The sequence below is a fragment of the Rugamonas apoptosis genome, assembly GCF_014042355.1.
Taxonomy (GTDB): domain Bacteria; phylum Pseudomonadota; class Gammaproteobacteria; order Burkholderiales; family Burkholderiaceae_D; genus Rugamonas; species Rugamonas apoptosis.
Genome location: NZ_JACEZU010000006.1, coordinates 383,332 through 402,262, shown reverse-complemented (window position 1 = coordinate 402,262; position 18,931 = coordinate 383,332). Strand labels below are relative to the sequence as shown.

General features: G+C 65.7%; 16 protein-coding genes and 1 tRNA gene. 6 read left to right on the top strand and 11 right to left on the bottom strand.

What is annotated here, in order from left to right; genetic code table 11:
* Positions 1–131: 131 nt before the first annotated feature.
* Positions 132–377 (top strand): helix-turn-helix transcriptional regulator, encoded by a 246-nt coding sequence (locus H3H39_RS14565; RefSeq protein WP_182154093.1) that lies wholly within the window; start codon positions 132–134, stop codon positions 375–377.
* 10 nt (positions 378–387) lie between these two features.
* On the opposite strand, the gene H3H39_RS14560 is transcribed toward H3H39_RS14565, so the two are convergent.
* Positions 388–1,608, bottom strand: coding sequence for a tyrosine-type recombinase/integrase (locus H3H39_RS14560; RefSeq protein ID WP_182154092.1), 1,221 nt, complete (start codon positions 1,606–1,608; stop codon positions 388–390).
* A 198-nt stretch (positions 1,609–1,806) separates the two neighbouring features.
* Positions 1,807–1,891 (bottom strand) — tRNA-Leu (locus H3H39_RS14555).
* A 198-nt stretch (positions 1,892–2,089) separates the two neighbouring features.
* Between H3H39_RS14555 and H3H39_RS14550 the strand changes: the two genes are divergently transcribed.
* Positions 2,090–2,515, top strand: a complete 426-nt coding sequence (locus tag H3H39_RS14550; protein ID WP_182154091.1) for a hypothetical protein — start codon at positions 2,090–2,092, stop codon at positions 2,513–2,515.
* Between the two features lie 26 nt (positions 2,516–2,541).
* On the opposite strand, the gene H3H39_RS14545 is transcribed toward H3H39_RS14550, so the two are convergent.
* The 6 genes from H3H39_RS14545 to H3H39_RS14520 form a co-directional block, all read right to left on the bottom strand.
* Positions 2,542–3,303: a substrate-binding periplasmic protein gene (locus H3H39_RS14545; RefSeq protein WP_229218038.1), complete on the bottom strand. Its 762-nt coding sequence runs from the start codon at positions 3,301–3,303 to the stop codon at positions 2,542–2,544.
* Positions 3,304–3,425: 122 nt separating this feature from the next.
* The gene (locus H3H39_RS14540; protein ID WP_182154090.1) at positions 3,426–5,150 is read right to left on the bottom strand and encodes an ArnT family glycosyltransferase; all 1,725 of its coding nucleotides are present in this window, start codon (positions 5,148–5,150) and stop codon (positions 3,426–3,428) included.
* Positions 5,151–5,243: 93 nt separating this feature from the next.
* Positions 5,244–5,513 carry a type B 50S ribosomal protein L31 gene (locus H3H39_RS14535; RefSeq protein WP_182154089.1) on the bottom strand — a complete coding sequence of 90 codons (270 nt, stop codon included), beginning with the start codon at positions 5,511–5,513 and terminating at the stop codon, positions 5,244–5,246.
* Positions 5,514–5,910: 397 nt separating this feature from the next.
* Positions 5,911–7,173, bottom strand: coding sequence for a transcription termination factor Rho (rho, locus tag H3H39_RS14530; RefSeq protein ID WP_182154088.1), 1,263 nt, complete (start codon positions 7,171–7,173; stop codon positions 5,911–5,913).
* 143 nt (positions 7,174–7,316) lie between these two features.
* Positions 7,317–7,643 (bottom strand): thioredoxin TrxA, encoded by a 327-nt coding sequence (trxA, locus tag H3H39_RS14525; RefSeq protein WP_182154087.1) that lies wholly within the window; start codon positions 7,641–7,643, stop codon positions 7,317–7,319.
* 336 nt (positions 7,644–7,979) lie between these two features.
* Positions 7,980–9,017: an AraC family transcriptional regulator gene (locus tag H3H39_RS14520; protein WP_182154086.1), complete on the bottom strand. Its 1,038-nt coding sequence runs from the start codon at positions 9,015–9,017 to the stop codon at positions 7,980–7,982.
* 129 nt (positions 9,018–9,146) lie between these two features.
* Between H3H39_RS14520 and H3H39_RS14515 the strand changes: the two genes are divergently transcribed.
* The 4 genes from H3H39_RS14515 to H3H39_RS14500 are packed head-to-tail and all read left to right on the top strand — an operon-like array spanning position 9,147 to position 13,229.
* Positions 9,147–10,280 (top strand): acyl-CoA dehydrogenase family protein, encoded by a 1,134-nt coding sequence (locus H3H39_RS14515; protein WP_182154085.1) that lies wholly within the window; start codon positions 9,147–9,149, stop codon positions 10,278–10,280.
* Positions 10,277–11,650: an acyl-CoA dehydrogenase family protein gene (locus tag H3H39_RS14510; RefSeq protein ID WP_182154084.1), complete on the top strand. Its 1,374-nt coding sequence runs from the start codon at positions 10,277–10,279 to the stop codon at positions 11,648–11,650. Before H3H39_RS14515 ends, H3H39_RS14510 begins: the two co-directional genes overlap by 4 nt.
* 2 nt (positions 11,651–11,652) lie before the next feature.
* Positions 11,653–12,432, top strand: a complete 780-nt coding sequence (locus H3H39_RS14505; RefSeq protein ID WP_182154083.1) for an acetoacetate decarboxylase family protein — start codon at positions 11,653–11,655, stop codon at positions 12,430–12,432.
* Positions 12,429–13,229, top strand: a complete 801-nt coding sequence (locus H3H39_RS14500; protein ID WP_182154082.1) for an SDR family NAD(P)-dependent oxidoreductase — start codon at positions 12,429–12,431, stop codon at positions 13,227–13,229. Before H3H39_RS14505 ends, H3H39_RS14500 begins: the two co-directional genes overlap by 4 nt.
* A 43-nt stretch (positions 13,230–13,272) precedes the next feature.
* Here the strand turns inward: H3H39_RS14500 and H3H39_RS14495 are convergent, their stop codons facing one another.
* Genes H3H39_RS14495 through H3H39_RS14485 form a run of 3 tightly spaced genes read right to left on the bottom strand, consistent with a single transcriptional unit; the run spans position 13,273 to position 18,784 of the window.
* The gene (locus H3H39_RS14495; protein ID WP_182154081.1) at positions 13,273–13,662 is read right to left on the bottom strand and encodes a response regulator; all 390 of its coding nucleotides are present in this window, start codon (positions 13,660–13,662) and stop codon (positions 13,273–13,275) included.
* Complete coding sequence (locus tag H3H39_RS14490; protein WP_311196925.1) at positions 13,659–14,138, bottom strand: response regulator; 480 nt, start codon at positions 14,136–14,138, stop codon at positions 13,659–13,661. The genes H3H39_RS14495 and H3H39_RS14490 overlap by 4 nt, the downstream gene beginning before the upstream one ends.
* 2 nt (positions 14,139–14,140) lie before the next feature.
* The gene (locus tag H3H39_RS14485) at positions 14,141–18,784 is read right to left on the bottom strand and encodes a PAS domain S-box protein (protein ID WP_375540427.1); all 4,644 of its coding nucleotides are present in this window, start codon (positions 18,782–18,784) and stop codon (positions 14,141–14,143) included.
* Positions 18,785–18,931: the final 147 nt, after the last annotated feature.

The following is an 18,931-nucleotide window of genomic DNA, read 5'->3' as shown; positions in this document are numbered from 1 at the left end:
TTCATCCGCATTCATCGTTGAAGTTGAAATCGCCTCGCATGTTCAGGAGGGAGCTGGCGCGCCGGGCTCAGGAAAACGGCGCTAACTAAGCGATAGGCTGTGTCCGGCTATACGGGGGCAAGATCAGGCATATGGATGCAAATCAGCCGGTACGTGGTACCTGTCGCTTAATCAGAATGCGCGAGGTCCTGAACATCTGCGGAATGTCGCGCGCCACCTTATACCGCGTGATCAAGTCAAACGACTTCCCTGCGCCAGTCAGACTCTCGGCGCGTTCGGTCGGATGGCTTGAGGACGAAGTCACAGCCTGGGTCGAATCACGAATTAAAGCGCGAGCAGAGGAGAGAAACGACTTCGCCCGTGGCCCGAACAGTTGAACGAGATTGCTTAGTTCACGGGCCGGATTAAAATCACGTCGGCACCGGCCCTGAGCTGGTCAAGATAGTCGGCCCAGCGCTGCATCATCTCGCGTCGCGCCGGCAGGTGGGCCGTCCGGTTATAGGCCCGCCCATTTGGGTCCATCACGCGGTGCGCCAACTGGTGTTCGATCAAGTCCACCCGTTCGCCCAGCACTTCATCGAGGATGGTGCGGGCCATGGCGCGGAAACCGTGCGCGCTCATTACCTCTTTCGGAAAGCCCAAGTTGCGCAGTGCCGCATTGATCGCGTTCTCGCTCATGCAAACTTCGTCGCGCCGGAAACCGGGAAAGACAAACTTGCCGTCACCTGTGACGCGCTGCAGCTGGCGTAGGATCTCCACCGATTGATCGGCCAGCGGCACCAGGTGCTCCTTTTTCATCTTCATCTTGGCCGCAGGGATGCGCCACTCTGCCACGTCCAGATCGAATTCCGCCCATTCTGCGGCGCGTAATTCGCCCGGACGTACAAACAGTAGCGGCGAGAGTTTTAAGGCCGCTACGACCACGACATGGCCGCCGTAGCCGTATATCGCGCGCAGTAGGCCTGCGACTTCCTTCGGCTCCGTGATCGCGGCGAAGTTTCCTGCCGGGACAGCGGCCAGTGCACCTTTCAGGTCCGGCGTTACGTCGCGCTCAACCCAGCCCAGTGCTACCCCAAAGCGGAGGATCTGCCCGCACATTTGCTTCACGCGGTGGGCCGAGTCGATGGCGCCGCGCGTTTCCATCTTTTGCAGCGTCGCCAGGATATCGCGCGGCTTGATTGAAGCGGCTGGCTTACCACCCAGGATCGGCAGTACATCATGGTCGAGCCAGTTCGAGAGCTTTCGGATGGTGTTGGGGGAGTGGTCCGGTGCCAGCTTGGTCAGCCATAGCTGCGACAGCTCTGCAAAGGTGTTTCTGTCCTCGTCCAGCGGCTCGGGACCCTGCAGGGTCTTGCTGGGCTGGGGATCAACTCCCAGCCGTAACAGCTTATGTGCCTCAGTGCACCGCTCGCGTGCAATCGCCAGGGGGACTTCGGGATAGGCGCCAATGGTCAGGGTTTTCTGTTTTCCGCCGTAGCGGTAGTTCATCCGCCAGTACTTGTTGGCGGCCTTGACGAGCAAGTAGAGCGCTCGCCCATCACTGTACCGGTCGCCGGTTGGCGAGCCGGTGTATTTCACCCTGCGCAGGAACAATTCGGTAAGTGCCATAGCTGCCTCCGTGACGAATCTTGCTGGGAGAAATGATGGACTTTTTTGATGGACCTGTGATGGACCTTGGTTATAAAGTCCATCATTCGTCTGAAATTCGATGCTACGCCTTGCGAAAATATTAAACAACAAAAAACCCGCTTCTCCTATGAGAATAGCGGGTTTTGAGATTTCTTGGAACTAACTGATTTTGACTGTTGGTGCCTCGGGCCGGAATCGAACCGGCACGCCTTGCGGCGGCGGATTTTGAGTCCGCTGCGTCTACCAATTCCACCACCGAGGCGACGCGACACGCATTATCACTGATTTGCAACAGCAGGGCAACCCTGCTGGCCAATTATCTCGCGCCGCGCCCCTGGCGGCGGGCACGGCCGGTCATTTTCGGCTAGGAAAAGCGCCGCCGGCTGCTACGATGGAATATGCGCCGCGCGGGCGCGCGGCGTGCCCGGGAGTCGCGGGCGTACTGTTCGGAGGCGAAATCATGCAACGCAAATGGATGATCGGCGCGCTGGCCGGCGTCATGTGGGCCAGCCTTGCCATCGCGCAACAGCAAGCGCCGGCCGTGGCGGGCGACAGCGTCCAGGTCAGGATCGGCAAACATTACGCGGCCACCGCGCCGTACCGACTGGCGCCCCAGGAATTTGGCGCCTATGCCCAGCCCTATCTGCTGGAAACGGGACTGGTGCTGACGTTCGAGCAGAAGCGGCACCGCTATTTCACCCAGGTACGCAACGAAGCCAAGGTGGAGATCTTCCCGCTGGCGGCGGGCGTGTTCACGTCCGAGGATGGCACCCTGTTCGTGTTCCGTGATGGGGGCGACAGCATCGCCGTCAGTCATCTGGAGCGCATGCCGTTCGCGCACCACGCGGGCATCGCGCCGGGACGGGTGTACGTGGCGGCCCGCTGACAGCCCGCAGCGCGCGGACTGTGCACCTATGGTGACGGGGCCGGAGTCCAGTTGGCGTAGCGCCGTTCGATTTTGGCCAAGGTGCCGTCGCGCCGCAATTCGGCCAGCGCCGTGTTGAGCCGCTCCACCAGTTGGTCCGGCACGGCCTGGTTGCAGGCCAGATAGATTTGCACCTGGTGGAATACCAGCAGGGGGCCGATGATGCCTTTCCAGGCCGGCCGTTCGGGACCGGGGCTGCCCGGACGCAAGCCGACGGCCCACAAGTCGATCCGCTTGAGCAGCAGCTTTTGCGGATTGGCCAGGTCGTTGGTGGTGGCGTCGACCTGGAAGCCGCGGTTGCGCAGGAATTCGTCGCGCGCATCGCCGTTGTAGGTGCCGATGCGCAATGAACGGGCGTCTTCCAGCGTGCGCAGGGGAAATTCGTGGTCGAGCCGGCCATAGAATACCCAGTCGGCCTGCATGGTCGGCCCCACCCATTTGAACAGCGCCTCGCGCTCCGGGGTGCGCGAGGTGGAATAGACGCAGGTGGCCGGCTGGGTCTGGGCCATGTGGTAGGCCCGCTTCCAGGGCAAGACATCAAGCCGGTAGGCGGTGCCGGCACGATCCATGATGGCGCGGATCTTGTCCGTTTCCCGCCCCGTCACCTGGCCCCGTTCCAGCATGCTGGCGGGCGGGGCGTGCTCGGTAAGCAGCGTCAGCGTCGGCATGTCGGCGCAACGGGCCGGGCCGGCCTGCATCAGCAGCGCGATGGCCAGCCCCGCCGCCGGGCGGAGAAATGGGATGTGCATGGTGGGTCGCTTGCGCACCGGGCGGAAAGGGCCCGGTCTGTGCGTCTAGCATAGCAGCAAGCGAGCGGCCCTGTCGTGGACTTGCGCTTGCCTGACGTCAAGCGCAGACGGTGCGGCCCGCCTTAATCGGCCCGGCGGTACAGGCGGAAGCGTTCCTCGCGGTCGGCCGGACGCCGGCCTTCCCACAGCAATTGCCACTGCCGGCCCCGGTGTTGGGGCAGGATTTCCTTGTCGTCGCGGACGCGGATACTGTCTTGCAGCAACAACACCTGGCAGCGGCCGCCGGCCATGCCCGTGAACGGCAAATGGGCATAGTAGGCGAACGAGGCCCGTTGGGCCGGTCCAACGTTGGTTTCAATGCAATCGATACCGGGCGGCAGCTTGTCGGCGATCTGGTGCGCCACGCTGGCGTAGCTCTTGCTGTAGTTCATGTCCGGCAGGAACAGCGTCATCAGCAAGATCCAGATCAGGATCAGGCCGCCGGACGACAGCACCACGGCCCGCCACAGCACGGCTGGCTGGCGCGAGATGCGCCAATGCACCAGCGCGATCCAGCCGCAGGTGGCGGCGGCCGCCACCAGGAAGGCGGCCAGCCCCAGCTCCGGCTTGAAGCCGGGTACCAGCTTGAGCGCGTTCTTGGCGGCCTGGGCTGGCCAGCCGGTCAGCTTGGCGCACCAGAAGATCCAGATGATGGCGGCGCACAGGGTCAGCACCATGACGGAGAACCAGTCGATGGCGTTGATGGCGCCCCGTTTCATCGTCAGCAGGCCGAACGCGGCCATGATGGACAGGGCCGGCAGCAGCACCAGCAACTGGCCTTGCTCGGGATTGGGGTGGAACAGGGCCAGCAAGGCGCCCATGGTGACGAAGGTGACGGGCACCACGATGTGCAGCACATGGCGCTGGCGGCGCCAGGCGTACACGGCCCAGCCGGCGAACGGCCAGGCGGGCCAGAAGAACCACAGGCCGACCCGGAAGAAGAAGCGCAGCGCATGCACGGTGGGCAGGGCCAGTTGCCCCGCGTTCCACGCCAGCCAGCCCGGCACGGGGCTGGCGCCATACGGTTGCAGCCACTGGGCCGGCAGCACCCAGGCGGCGGTGATGGCAGCGGCCACGGCCACGGCCAGCAGCAGGTCGCGCAGGCTGCGCACGGCTGGCAGTTCCAGGAAACGGGTGCACAGGAACAGGGCCAGGGTCAGGAAGGCGGGTGTCATCCAGCCGCGGTTCAAGGTGAGCAAGCCCAGCGCCAGGCCTGTCATGGCCGCGTTGCGCAGCGACGGCAATTCCATGTAGCGCACGGCGCGGTACAGCAGCAGCGCCACCAGCGACACTTGCAGCGCTTCCGATGTGGTTTCATGGCTGTGCAGCAGCAAGCCCAGGCAGCCGAGGTAGATCAGCATGGCCGCGTCGGCCAGGGTGCGGCCGAAATCGGTGGGCTCGGGCTGGCCGCCGAAGGCCAGCCGCAGCGGCTGGGCATCCTGGCGGCGGCCCAGGTTGAAGGTGGCGTACCACAGCGAACCGACGCCCAGCAGGAATACGGCGATGGTGGCCACGCGCGCCCCCAGCACGTCGCCCAGCAGCCAGCCGAACAGTTTGATGCCGACCGCGCCCAGCCAGAACGCCAGCGGCCCTTCGTCGGTCAGCGACAGTCCGGCGATATTGGGCCACAGCCAATCCTGCCAGCCGCCCTGGGCCATGGTCCACATCACCCCGAAGCTGGCCGCGTCGTCGTTCTTCCATGGTTCGCGGCCAATCAGGCCGGGCAGGATGTACAACAAGCCCAGCGCGAACAGGGCCCAGCGTGGCAACGCCAGGGTGGCGGCGGCGGGAAGACGGACTGGCTTCATCGAATCGGGGCGGAATAAAAGGTAGACGGGAGTATGCAGGAAAACAAACAAAAAAAGGCAGCCGTAGCTGCCTTTCTTGTGGTCGCTGCGGAATTAACCGTTGGCGACGGAAGTTTTGGAGCCGACGGCACCGAACTTCTGACGGAATTTCTCGACGCGGCCGGCGGTGTCGACGATCTTGTGCTTGCCGGTGTAGAACGGGTGCGATTCAGCCGACACCTCGATCTTGACCAGAGGGTAATCTTTACCTTCGTGGTTGATCGTTTCGCGGGTCTGGATGGTCGAACGGGTGACGAATTTGAAGTCGCACGACAGGTCGTGGAACACAACTTCGCGGTAATCTGGATGGATGTCTGCTTTCATTTGTAGCCTCGGTATGGTTTGGTAGCCAAACAGCACTTCGTCGGTCGGCCCGCTTCTTGACCCGATTGCCGCTCACTTGCCAGTGGTTGAATTAATGCAACCGAAGATTATACAGCCCTTCGGGGAGGGCGGCAAGCGGGCAAAAAAAATGGGAGGCACGTGGCCTCCCATGGTCAGACGGTGTTAGCCGCCCCGGCGGTGGAGCAGGGGTTTCGTGGGGCGTAGCCACACGCCTGCGTAACGGCTTGGCCATGCATGGCCAAGCTCCCCGCGCCTCACTTTGGGCGGCGTTAGCCGCCCCGGCGGTGGAGCAGGGGTTTCGTGGGGCGTAGCCACACGCCTGCGTAACGGCTTGGCCATGCATGGCCAAGCTCCCCGCGCCTCACTTTGGGCGGCGTTAGCCGCCCCGGCGCATCATGTCGAAGAATTCGGCGTTGGTTTTGGTCGCCTTCATCTTGTCGAGGATGAACTCCATCGCTTCGATCTCGTCCATCGAGTACAGCAGCTTGCGCAGGATCCAGATTTTCTGCAGCTGGTCTGGCTTGATCAGCAATTCCTCGCGGCGGGTGCCCGATTTGTTCAGGTTGATGGCCGGGTACACGCGTTTTTCCGCCAGGCGGCGTTCCAGGTGCACTTCCATGTTGCCGGTACCCTTGAATTCCTCGTAGATCACATCATCCATGCGCGAACCGGTTTCGATCAGGGCGGTGGCGATGATGGTCAGCGAGCCGCCTTCCTCGATGTTGCGGGCGGCGCCGAAGAAGCGCTTGGGGCGCTGCAGGGCGTTGGCGTCCACACCGCCGGTCAGCACCTTGCCCGAGGCCGGGATCACGGTGTTGTAGGCGCGCGCCAGACGGGTGATCGAGTCCAGCAGGATCACCACGTCCTTCTTCATTTCCACCAGGCGCTTGGCTTTTTCCAGCACCATCTCGGCCACTTGCACGTGGCGGGTAGCCGGTTCGTCGAAGGTGGAGGCCACCACTTCGCCGCGCACCGAACGTTGCATCTCCGTCACTTCCTCGGGACGTTCGTCGATCAGCAGCACGATCAGGGTCACGTCCGGATGGTTGGCCGTGATGGCGTGCGCGATGTGCTGCAGCATGACGGATTTACCGGACTTGGGCGAGGCCACCAGCAGGCCGCGCTGGCCCTTGCCGATCGGCGAGATCAGGTCGACGATGCGGCCGGTGATGTTTTCCTGGCCATTCATTTCACGTTCCAGGCGCAGCGGCTCGTTCGGGTGCAGCGGCGTCAGGTTCTCAAACAATATGCGGTGCTTCGAGGCTTCCGGCGATTCGCCGTTCACCTTGTCTACCTTGACCAGCGCGAAATAGCGTTCGCCATCCTTGGGCGTGCGCACTTCGCCTTCGATCGAATCGCCCGTGTGCAGATTGAAACGGCGGATCTGGGACGGGGAGATGTAGATATCGTCGGTCGAGGCCATGTAGCTGGCGTCGGGCGAGCGCAGGAAACCGAAGCCGTCGGGCAGCACTTCCAGGGCGCCGTCGCCAAAGATCTGCTCGCCGGACTTGGCGCGCTTCTTCAGGATCGCGAACATCAGTTCCTGTTTGCGCAGGCGGGCCGCGTTGTCGATATCAAGACCGATCGCCATCTCCAGCAGTGCCGAGACGTGTAAGGCCTTCAATTCAGATAGATGCATATGTGTTGAGTGTCCCGTGACGGGAACGTAAAGGTAGGGGAGGGAGTTGCGTGGGGTTGATCACATGGACGCCGCCTCGGGGGCGCGTCCGGCCGTTCGCGGCGGCGTCGCGAACGCGGCGCCGCCGGTGGGCTGCATGATACTTAGATATTGCTGTCGATGAAAGAGGTCAGTTGGCCTTTTGCCATGGCGCCCACTTTCTGGGCTGCCGCCACGCCGTTCTTGAACAGGATCAGGGTGGGAATGCCACGGATACCGAACTTGGCCGGTACGGCCTGGTTGGCGTCCACGTCCATCTTGGCGATCACGATCTTGCCGTCATATTCCTTGGCCACTTCTTCCAGGATGGGGGCGATGCTCTTGCAAGGACCGCACCATTCAGCCCAGAAGTCGACCAGCACAGGGCGGTCCGATTTCAGTACGTCGGTGTCGAAGGATGCATCGCTGATATGTTTGATATTTTCGCTCATGTTTTCCTCAGTCAGAGGGTCAAAGTGGGATAGAGATTACGCCTTGGGCTCAGCCATTCTTGGCCTTCGACGTCGCCGGACTACAGTGGGCACGTGGAGGCGGTCTGCTGGATTTCAATCTGCGGAAGGGGTGGCAAGAAAGGTTGGCAGGCGGGGATGGCTGAAATAATAACCCATTTTTCAGGAAAGGGGGCGGATTGCCGAAATTAGTTGCGGGCGGGCTTGCGCTGGCTGCGGGCGGCGGCACCAGGACGATGGCGCCGCCGCCCGCGCGCGCTGGTGGAAAGCGATTCGGTCCCATGGCCGCTGATCGGCCAACAGGAACGCGGCGCCACCCTACACGAGGGGCAGCTGCCGGTTGCGCTCAGCCTCCTGTCGTCTTTTGAAGACCAGTGGTGTTTCACCGGTCAGGCGCCGAAAAGCGGCGATGAACGGCGGCGCGGACGCATAGCCGAGGCGATAGGCCGTTTCCTCCACGGACAGTTTCAAGACGACCAGATATTCCTCGGCCAGCGCGAGCCGCACCTGGTCGCGCAGGGTCGCGAACGAAGCGCCTTCTTCGGTCAGCTGGCGACGCAAGGTCCGGGCGGTCATGAACAACGCACGCGCTATCTGGTCCATACCGAGGCCGGCGTTGCGCGCCAGATGCTCCCTGACCTTATGCGTCATCCCGAGCCGGGCGCCATGGCGCGCCAGTATCCGGCCACATTGTTCCTCGCTGGATTTGAGCACCAGTTCGTTAGCCTGCGGCAATGGTTGCCGCATCCTCGACCGATCGAAGACCGCGAGATTGCGTGCCTTGCCGAAGTCGGGAAGCTGACCGAACGCCTGACGGTAGGGGGCCATTTCCTTGGGCGGCGGAAATGCCAGTTCGACCGACTTGAGCATGCTCGGATCGGGGATCAGTTCCCGTTGCACCGTGGCCAGCGCAGCCATATCGCGTTCGGTGACGAAGCGCCGCAATTCGACCGGCAGCGCGGATGCGTCGACGCTGACGAGAGTGTCGCATTCGGTGTCGCTGGTCTCGAAACGCGACAGTGCGAACGTCAGGTTGAAATAGCGCATCGCCACACTCAGGGCTTCGTGGATGTCCGGACTGGTCACCATGGCAAAGCCCAGCATGCCGAAGGTGGTGTAGTGGTAACGCATACCCGCGATCACGCCGAGGGCGGGAACGTCCTTCAAATACGCGAGCAGGTTGCGGATCAGTCGCAGTTCTTGTTCCGCGCTCACCACCGCCGAGGGATTCTCCAGATCCCCCTGGCGCACGCCGCTCCCCGCCAGACACTGTCCCAGGCTCAGGCCGTGGGACACGCCCAGCTCGGCCAACACGCGCATCCCCGCTATGCCCCGGGGAAAGTCCCAATTCGCCATACCGTCGATTGTCCGGAATTATTAATTTAATGACCGTGCCCACTATACAGGCTTAAGCGGTCACCTTGCTACCATCGTTCACAGTTGCTGCAGTTCATTTCATATCTATAAAACGACAAGGAGGAGACCGTGACTATTGACGCCAGCGACGTCGATGCGTTGCTTTGCGAAGTGGAAATCTTTGCACGCGAGCGGATAGGCTACGCATCCGAACGCCCGGAACTACCGATCAGCGAGGAAATGCTCGTCGCGCTCACCGGCGAGGCGGTCGAGCTGGGCTTGCTGCCCGTCAACGGTGGCGAACCCGGTTTCTCCCTGTGGGAAGACGCCGACGGGGCCGGCGCGATGGCTTTCAACATGGGGCTGCTGCGGCATATCGGGCGAGGCAATGCGGGACTCGCCTTCGCCTGGCATCGGTCGGCCCTGGCGCGCCATGTGGCGGGCTGCGTGGGCGCGCGGGAGCGCCTGGGGGAAACCGTGCTCGGCGCCACCCTGGTGAGCGTCGGCCATTACGGTCTGGCCCAAGCCAGCCTGGGGCAATTTCTCGCCGGCCGCGATCCCCGCGCGGCCTATCCGACACTGGCGGACTGGCTCGATCGGCGCAGCCATCCTGGGGTACTGACCGCCCCATCGAGTTGGAAGGCCGTGCTCTGGCCCGTTTGGGCAGATAACCGGATCGCGTGGCAAATGCCGCCGCGTCGCGATCTGCTGGTGGAGCCACTGCGTCCGCAGCATGGCTTCGATGAACTTTCCAGTTTTCGGGCCCAGGTGGCGCCGGCCGCCGACCTCCCGCTTCACGCCGCGCCGGGCGACGACCGGACGTTTTACGCCCGCGTCTTGAAGTTGGACATGCTCGGCCTGCTGGCGATCGGCGCCGGCGCGGTGGAGCGCGCCAGGGATCTGGCCGTGGATTACGCCACGCTCCGGCGCCAGGGCGGCAAGGCCATCGCCGGCCATGCGGCCGTCCAGCAAATGCTGGGCGATATCGAACTGGCCGTGCGGCAGGCCAACGCCGTGATCGCCGGGCTATCGCGCCCGATCGAGGACCTGTCCATGCAAGAAGTGGCTGCCGCGCGCGCGACCACGCACACCTTGCTTTGCCATGCCGCCAACCAGTCGATCCAGGCACATGGCGGGCTCGGCTACATGCGCGACGTCGGCGCGGAAAAAATTGTTCGCGATCAAAACATGCTGAAGCTGCAAGCGGGCGGCATCCTCGAGATACCGCTGCTTCTGGCTGGACTACGGGAGGAACAGGTATGACTACCATCGCTCATCTGGACGGCCACCTGCCCTTCGGTCATCCGCTATCGCCGCAGCGGCAATATCGGAACTTGCCATTGATCAGTCGCTTGATCACCGACGGTCCCTTGCCGGACCTGTGGGAAACGGATTTCTCCCGCTTGCCCGGCGCACTTGGCGCACTGCGCCGCAAGGCCCGGGCCTTCGCGGAAACGCACCTGCTGCCGTTGTCGGCCGAGATCGACCAGGCCCCTCACCTGGCGCCCGGCGATTGCCATCCGGCGGTGCGGACGCTGCTCGCCAAGGCGGGCAAGGAAGGCTGGCTCAGCTACTTCCTGCCGCCGCCGCTGGGCAGCCTCCCCTGGGCGGCCGCGACCCAGCCGCCGATCTGGGCCTGCAGCCTGGTGGTCGAGGAATTCAGCCGGGCTTGCGGCGGCCTGATGCTGCTGCTCTCCGCCCACCATCTCGGCTGCATGCCCTTGCTGCTCTCGGGGAACGTCGGAACCATCATGCGCGACCTGTTGCCGGTCTATCGCAGCAACTTGCGCGGCGACCCGCATCTGGTGGCCTTCGCCATCACCGAACCCCAGGCGGGCTCCGATGTCGAGGAGGGGCATGGCGCCGAATGCTATCGCCCGGGCGTGGTCGCCACACCGACCGAAGGCGGCTATTTGCTGAACGGCCGCAAGTGCTTCATCAGCGGTGGCGATTTGGCCCGAAGCATGACCGTATTCGCCGCGCTGAAAGGCGAGGGCATGGAGTCGTGGACGTGCTTTTACGTCGATGGCGATGCGCAAGGCGTGTCGGTTCCCCGTACTGAATTGAAGATGGGTATGCGCGCCTCCGGCGCCGCCGAAGTCGAGTTCGACAACGTCTTCGTCCCCCATCGTCGCGTGGTTGGACGATTGCGCGGCGGTTGGGTGATCAATCGGGCAACGCTCAACGCGTCGCGGATTCCCGTCGCGTCCATGGGGCTCGGTTTCGCCCGCGCCGCGACCGAGACCGCGCTCCGGTTCGCCCGCCAGTACCGGCTTGCGGGCAAGCCCCTGATCCATTACCAGCACGTCCAGCTCCATCTGGCGACCATGGTGGCCGAAACCCGCGCCATGCGCAGCCTGGTCTGGCAGGAAGCGCGCCACGCCTGGCGACCCCGGCAACTGCACGCCTCGCTATGTAAATTTCACGTCACCGACCGGGCACAGCAGGTCTGCGAAATGGCCATGGATTTGCTGGCCGATCACGGTGGGCTCCACGAACACCGCGTCGAGCAGATCTTCCGCGACGTGCGCCTGACCCGGATTTTCGAAGGGACCAATCAAATCAACCGTCTGTCGCTCATCGAAGACTGGCAGGGGCAGCTGCTCGATAACCAATTCACCGTAGGGGTCTAAGCATGAAACCGTGGAATACCGATCCGTTCTTCCAATATCCGAGCCACCTCGTCTCCACCTCGGAAGGCGAGGTGGCCATGCCTATCCTCTACTATGACAGCTCGCAATTCATGGCCTTTTTCTGGGTCGATGGCGACCGCGCCCAGAAATGCCTGAGCGAGGGGCTGGAGGTCGTCCGGTTCGGTCGCAAAGCCCTGGCCGCCGTGGCATTCTACCAATATCGCGCCACCTCGATCGGCAGCTATAACGAGGTCGGCACGGCGATCGCCTGCGTCCCCAAGGGCAGCCGCGTGCCGGCAATGCCATTGCTTTCCCTGTTCAACTCCCTGGACAAGGGCATCGTCGGGTTCAACGTCATCGACTTGCCGGTGACGACGCCGGCCGCTTGTGCCGCCGGCCGGGATACCTGGGGCTACCCCAAGTTCGTCACGCCCATCGATTTCTCGCTGCGGGGGCGGCAGTTCCACGGGGCCGTGCGGGACCCCGAGGGCAGCGATCCGATATGCACCCTGGCCGGCAAGACCGGCCTGGGCATCACCGTGCCCCTGATCAGCCTGATCTTATATTCCCGCCATCAGGGCGCGATGCTGCGCACGCTGATCAACATCCGGGCCAAGGGACCGATATGCCTGCCCGGATCGGTTCGACTGCGCGTCGGCAACAGCGGGCACCGGATGGCGGTGCATCTGCAAGCCCTGGGGCTGGAGGATGCCAGGCCAGCCTTCATCGTCCATACCGGCGGCCTGCAATTGCGGTTGAACGCCGGCGCCGTGCTGCCATGACGGCTCGACGTCTCGCCGTGGTGACAGGCGCCGCGTCCGGCATAGGTAACGCGACGGTTCGCCGGCTCGCGCAACAGGGCTGGACGGTCGGCGCCCTGGACCTGGACCGGCGGACGGTGCGGGCGGCGACGGCCGACCTCGGCCACGCGGTGATTCCCCTGGCCGCCGACGTGAGCGACTTCAGGACGGTGCGGTGGGAACTCGAAAGGTTTATGCACCAAGCCAGCGCAACGCGGCTGGACCTGCTCGTCAATTCGGCGGGCCTCCTGTACATGGGGCACTTCGAGGAGCAAGCCGCGACGGGTATCGAGCTGGTGCTCGCCGTGAACAATGCCGGTGTGGCCCATTGCTGCCAGGCCGCGTTTCCCTGGCTGCGCTCGTGCGCCCAGGCGGGGGGGCGACCCGCGGTCGTCAATCTTTCTTCCGCCTCGTCCGTGGCGGGCATACCGAGCATGGCAGTGTATTCCGCCAGCAAGTTCTGGGTGCGGGGTTTCACCGAGGCGCTAAGCGTGGAGTGGTCCCGCTTCGGGATCGCGGTGCGCGACGTGATGCCGCCGTTCGTCCGGACGCCGATGCTCGATGGCCGCCAGCAAAACCGCTTCATCGCGCTACTGGGGGTTACCCTCACCGCCGACGACGTCGCCAGGGAGGTGCTCAAGGCTGCCGAGGGCGGCCCTTTGCATCGCCTGGTCACCTTCAACTTCAAGGCCGCCTGCGCGCTCGTCCGGGTCACTCCCGGCCGGTGGGTGCGCGCGTTGCTCGCCGTAATTGGCGGCTATGCCACGGGGCCGGGGTAAGCGTGGTCTGGAGGGAAGTGTCGCTCGCCGGCCGCATGGTCCGTCAAGTCAGTTGTCCCAGGGCCGCCCGCAGCGCGTCCAGCCGCAGCGGTTTGGCCAGCGCGCCCAGCAAATGTAACTGGTGGAAGCGGGCCAGCGCGCTGGCCGCGTGCAGCACGGTTTCCTGCTGCCCGGACAGCAGGATCAGGCCACCGCCGTAGCGGCGCGCGGCCAGCGCTTCGAGCAGCTGGAAGCCATCGTGGCCCGGCATGCACAGGTCGGCCACCACCACGGCCGGCAGCGGCGGCGCGCCATCGAGCACGGCCGTGCCGGCCAAGCCGTCGTCGGCCTGCAACACCGTGGCCACGCCCAGTTCCTCCAGCATGTCGGCCAGCATGGCGCGCTGGAACGCGTCGTCGTCCACCACCAGCACGCACGGGGGGATGCCGCTCATGGCGCCACTCCCGGCGCCATGCCCGGCGTCGTGCCCACGCCAACGCCGGCGTGGCGCGGCCGGGCCGCCGCCTGCGCCAGCAGGGCGGCCAGCCGTTCGCGCGCCAGCGGCTTGGCACAGGCGCCCAGCAAGGCCAGGCCTTGGGCCCGCGCCAGCCGCTCGGCCGCCCGCAGCACGCCCACGTCCAGCCCGGACAGCAGCACCACGGCGCCGTCAAAGCCCTGCTCGGCCAGCATGCGCAGCAGTTCGATGCCGTCCAGCTCCGGCAAGCCCAGGTCGCAGATCAGCAAATCCGGGCCGTTGGCGCGCAACAGTTCCAGCGCCCGCAGGCTGCTCGTTTCGCAGGTCACCGTGTGCTGGCCGAGGCTGGTCACCATGTCGGCCAGCAGCTCCAGCATGAAGACGTCGTCGTCCAGCAGCAGCACGCGCAGCGCGGGCACGGTGGGCGGGGAGGGGGCGGGGGCGGGCAGGTTCACGGTCAGCGCTCGTCGGCGAAAGTGGTGTGGGTCATGATCTGTTCCGTGACCAGGTCGAGCAGCGGCCACAATTTGGCCAGCAGCGCGCGCGCCGTGGCGCCGGCCGTGGCGTCGTCGGCCAGGTGTTCCAGTTGCAGGCACATGTCGGCCATGCCCAGCGCGCCCACGGTACGGGCCGAGGACTTGATGCGGTGGCCCAGCTCGCGCACCGGCTGCAGCTCGCCCCGTTCCAGCGCCGCCTCCATCTGGCGCAAGCCATCCTGAGTGGTCTGCAGGAACTTGAAGGCGAATTTGCGCACCTTGTGCGGGTCGTAGCTGAGCAAGCGGGCCAGGATCGACAGATCGATCACGGCCGGGTCGCCGCCCAGCGTGGCGCGGAACGCGGGCGCGCCGCGCGGCGTGGGCGGCAGCGGCGCGCTGCGCTCGGGCAGCCAGCTGGCGATGGTCTGGTACATCAGGTCGGGCTGGATCGGTTTGCTGATGAAGTCGTCCATGCCGGCGTTGATGCAGCGTTCCCGGTCTTCGCTGGTGGCGGTGGCCGTCATGGCCAGCACCCGGGTGTCGGCCAGGCGCGGATCGGCGCGGATCTGCCGGGTCGCCTCCAGGCCATCCATCAGCGGCATCTGCACGTCCATCAGCACGCAGTCGAAGGCGGCCTGGCGCAGCAGTTCCAGCGCCTCGGCGCCATTGTTGGCCAGGCACACGGAGGAGCCGGCGTCCTCCAGCATTTCCAGCGCGATCTGCTGGTTGAAGCTGTTGTCCTCCACCAGCAGGATACGGGCATCCTTGAGCGAGTGCATCACGGTGGCGGTGCGGGCCGAGGCCACCAGTTCGGCCGCCGCGTCGCTCACCTGGTGGATGATGGACGGCACGGTGGCGCCCGAGATGCCCAGGCGCGCCGTGAACCAGAACGTGCTGCCCTGGCCGGGCGCGCTGTCGACCCCCACTTCGCCGCCCATGAGCTGGGCCAGTTGCTTGCAGATGGCCAGTCCCAGGCCGGTGCCCCCATAGGCGCGGGTGGTGGAGGTGTCGGCTTGCTGGAACGACTGGAACAGCTTGTCCATCTCCTCGGTCGACAGGCCGATGCCGTGGTCGCGCACGTCGAAGCGCAGCACGCAGTTGTGGGCGTCGGCGGCCAGCTGGCGGATCTTGATGCCGATCTCGCCCTGCTCGCTGAACTTGATGGCGTTGCTGGTGTAGTTGATCAGGATCTGGCCCAGCCGCAGCGGGTCGCCGCGCAGCACCGGCGGCAGGGCCGGGTCGAGGTCGAAGGTGAGCGTCAGCTCGCGGCTGGCCGCTTTCGGCGCCAGCACCGTGGTCAGGGTCTGGATCACGTGTTCCAGGGCGAAGTCGGTCTGTTCGATGTCGAGCCGGCCGGCCTCGATCTTGGAGATGTCGAGGATGTCGTCGATGATGCCCAGCAGGTGCTCGCCGGCGAAGCGGATCTTTTCCAGGTAGTCGCGCTGGCGTGGCTCCAGTTCCGTCTTGAGGGCCAGGTAAGCCATGCCGATCACGCCGTTCATGGGCGTGCGGATCTCGTGGCTCATGTTGGCCAGGAACTGGCCCTTGGCCTGGCTGGCTTCCTCCGCCAGGCGCTTGGCCTGGTCCAGCTGCTCGGTGCGCTGGGCCACCCGTTCCTCCAGGTGCTCGTTCAGTTCGCGCAGCGCCTGCTCGGCCACCTTGCTGTCGGTGATGTCGAGCGACATGCAGATCAGATAGGCGGGCTTGCCTTCCTCGTCGAACACGGGCTTCTTCAGCACCCGCAGGTGGCGCTGCTGGTCCTGCACGCGGTGCCAGATGGTCTGCTCGTAGTCGATCAGCACCTTGCCGGCGAACGCTTCGCGGTCGCGCTGGCGGAACGCGGCCAGTTGTTCGGGGGAGTGCATCACGCTGTCGTCGCCGTCGGGCAGGTCGGTGTAGGCGAAGCCCAGTTGCTGCTCGCAGGCGTGGTTCATCAGCAGGAAGCGGCCGTCCGGGTGCTTGATGAACAGGCCGGTGGGCATCATCTGGATGATCTCCTGCAGCCGCTGCTCGCTGCGGCGCAGCGCGTCCTCGGCCTCCTTGCGCTCGCCGATGTCGGTCAGGCTGGCCACCACCAGCGACACCAAGCCCTGCTGGTCAGTGATCGGTTCCGCGTTCACGGACAGCCAGCGCACGGCGCCGCCGGGCAGGTGCAAGCCCATCACGACGTTGCGCACGGGCTGGCCGCTGGCCAGCGCCCGCTGCAGCGGATGGCTGTCGGCATCGTAGGTGGTGCCGTCTTCGCGCAGTGCGTCCCACAGGCCGGGTGCGCCGTGTTCCAGCATGCGGGCGGCGGCGGCGTTGCTGTCGACCAGCCGGCCGGCCCCGTTCAGCACCACCAGGCCGTTGGTGACGGCGTTGAAGATGGACGCCTGGCGCTGGCTGGAATCGCGCAGCGCCGCCTCGGCCGCGCGCCGTTCCGTGATGTCGGTCAGCATGGCCAGCGTGCCGCCGTAGCTGCCATCTTCGGCGTAGATGACGGTGGTCGACAGCAGGCACCACAACATGCTGCGGTCGCGCCGGTACAGGCACACGTCGCCCTGTTCCGGCTGGCCTGAGGCGCGCTGGCGCAAGTGCTGCTGCAGCCGCTCGGCGCTGGGCGCGTCCATGAAATCCGTCATCGGCCGGCCCAGTATGTGTTCCACGTCGTAGCCCAGCATGCGGGCCATGGTGGGGTTGACGAAGTTGGTCTGGTCGCGCGCATCGCACATCCAGATGCCCTCGGCCGCCGTCTGCACGATCAGGCGGTAGCGCTCCGTGCTCGAATGCAGCGCTTCCTCGGCGCGCTGGCGCTTGGTCATGTCGCGCAGCGCCACCACCGACAAGTCCTGGCCCGACAGCGCGATCGGCGACAAATGCAGCATGGCGGGGAAGCGGCTGCCGTCGGCGCGGCAAGCCATCAGCACCCGGCCCGGCAACTGGGGCCGCGAGAACAGTTCGCGCACATGGCCGTTGCTGCGCATGGCGTCGGGCACCAGCTGGTCCATGGAGCGGCCCTGCATGGCGCTGCCGTCGTAGCCGAACACGCGGGCGCAGGCCTGGTTGGCGTAGCGCACCTGGCCGCCGCGGTCGGCGATCAGCATGGCGTGCGGGGTCGCCTCCAGGATGGCGCATACGCGCGCCTGCTCGGCCGCCATGTGTTCGTTGATGTCGGCCAGCGTGCCGGCGGCCCGCACGGCGCGCCCGTTGCCATCGCGTTCCAGCACGGCGCCGCGGGCCTGCACCCATTTCCAGCCGCCGTCGCGGCAGCGCATGCGGCATTCGCTGATGAAGCGCTGGGGCAGGGGCGCGGCATCGTCCAGGAAGGCGGCGATCTCGGCCCGCACGCGGGCCTGGTCGTCCGGGTGCACGTGGGCCAGCCAGGCGCCCGGCGCGGGCTGGAATTCGCCGGGCTCATAACCGAGCAGCGCGCAGTAGCGGGCCGACGGTTCCAGCAGGTCTTCCTGCGGCAGCCAGCTCCACATGCCTTCGCCCGACCCTTCCAGCGCCAGGCTGGCCAGGCGCTGGGCGCCGCCCAGCCGGTCCTCGGTCTGGCGCAAGGCCGCTTTCAGCGCGCGCACCCGCCACAGGCTGGTCGCCGCCAGCGCCAACAGCGCCAGCGACGCGGCGGCGGCGGCCAGGTCACCGAAGGGCAGGTTGAAGCCGGCCGGGGCGGGCCGGTACAGCAGGCCGTCCGGCACGAAGCCGGCCGGCAGCATGCCCTGGGCCGCGAACAGGGCGGCGATGGCGCGCCACCGTTGCGGATTGCTGTAGCCAAGTTCGATCAAGCCCTGCTCCAGCAGCGGCGCGATGTGCGCCGCCTCGTACATCAAGTGTTCGCGGCTGTGGTGTTCCGGGTAGCGGGCCCGGATCAGGTCGGCCAGTTCGCCCTGGTGCGCCATGGCGTACTGCCAGCCGCGCAAGGTGGCCTCGCGCATGGCGCGCGCGCGGGCCGGGTGTTCGCGCAGCTCGCTCTCGGTGGTGTACAGGTTGTCGCCGTAGAAGTCCATGCCGGCCGCGCGTGGCGACAGCAGTTCGTAGCTGGCGTTGCCGCGGCTGAGCACGTAGGGCGCGTCCGTCAAATAGACGGAGATGACGTCGGTCCGGTGCTCCAGCAGCACGTCGTCGTTCAGGCTGTAGGGCAGTTGCGTCATGCGTTCCAGCGGCACCTGTTCGTGGCGCAGGTAGGCCGTCAGTTCCTCGCTGCCCGGCGCCAGCATGATGCGCCCGCCGGCCCACGGCACGCGCTTGCCTGTCGCATCATGGCGCAGCAGCAGGGCGGCGGCGGAATGCTGGAAGATGGCGGCCAGCACCACCACCGGCTGGCCCTTGGCCCGATCCAGCAGCAGTGTGCTGTCGCCGGTGCCGTACTGGGCATGGCCGTCCACCACGCGCTGCACCGGGTCTTCGCCGGCGCGCGCTTCCTGCAGCGTCACGTCCAGTCCGGCCGCGCGGTAATAGCCCTGGGCCTGGGCCGCATAGTAGCCGGCGAACTGGAACTGGTGCTGCCACTTGAGCTGGACTACCACCTTTTCCGCGCCCAGCGCCGGCAGCGCAGCCGCGAACAGCAGCACCCCGGCCGTCAGCCAGCGCGGCGGACGGCGCCGGTGCGGAGTGCGGTGGGGCGCTGGACGGTTGGGCAACAAGGGCTTCCCTTTCAGACGGCGAGCGGGCGCGCGCCGGCGCCAGCTTTTATTCTGAACAACTATAGCATCGAAAATTTGCCGGCAGTGTTAACTTTTGCGGAACGCAACGGCCATGCTCACGCGGTCTGCGTTGGCGCAAATTCGCCC

Excerpts from the sequence above, each read along its gene's own strand:
- H3H39_RS14565 (WP_182154093.1), top strand. The coding sequence starts at position 132 with ATGGATGCAAATCAGCCGGTACGTGGTACCTGTCGCTTAATCAGAATG.
- H3H39_RS14560 (WP_182154092.1), bottom strand. The coding sequence starts at position 1,608 with ATGGCACTTACCGAATTGTTCCTGCGCAGGGTGAAATACACCGGCTCG.
- H3H39_RS14550 (WP_182154091.1), top strand. The coding sequence starts at position 2,090 with ATGCAACGCAAATGGATGATCGGCGCGCTGGCCGGCGTCATGTGGGCC.
- H3H39_RS14545 (WP_229218038.1), bottom strand. The coding sequence starts at position 3,303 with ATGCACATCCCATTTCTCCGCCCGGCGGCGGGGCTGGCCATCGCGCTG.
- H3H39_RS14540 (WP_182154090.1), bottom strand. The coding sequence starts at position 5,150 with ATGAAGCCAGTCCGTCTTCCCGCCGCCGCCACCCTGGCGTTGCCACGC.
- H3H39_RS14535 (WP_182154089.1), bottom strand. The coding sequence starts at position 5,513 with ATGAAAGCAGACATCCATCCAGATTACCGCGAAGTTGTGTTCCACGAC.
- rho (WP_182154088.1), bottom strand. The coding sequence starts at position 7,173 with ATGCATCTATCTGAATTGAAGGCCTTACACGTCTCGGCACTGCTGGAG.
- trxA (WP_182154087.1), bottom strand. The coding sequence starts at position 7,643 with ATGAGCGAAAATATCAAACATATCAGCGATGCATCCTTCGACACCGAC.
- H3H39_RS14520 (WP_182154086.1), bottom strand. The coding sequence starts at position 9,017 with ATGGCGAATTGGGACTTTCCCCGGGGCATAGCGGGGATGCGCGTGTTG.
- H3H39_RS14510 (WP_182154084.1), top strand. The coding sequence starts at position 10,277 with ATGACTACCATCGCTCATCTGGACGGCCACCTGCCCTTCGGTCATCCG.
- H3H39_RS14505 (WP_182154083.1), top strand. The coding sequence starts at position 11,653 with ATGAAACCGTGGAATACCGATCCGTTCTTCCAATATCCGAGCCACCTC.
- H3H39_RS14500 (WP_182154082.1), top strand. The coding sequence starts at position 12,429 with ATGACGGCTCGACGTCTCGCCGTGGTGACAGGCGCCGCGTCCGGCATA.
- H3H39_RS14495 (WP_182154081.1), bottom strand. The coding sequence starts at position 13,662 with ATGAGCGGCATCCCCCCGTGCGTGCTGGTGGTGGACGACGACGCGTTC.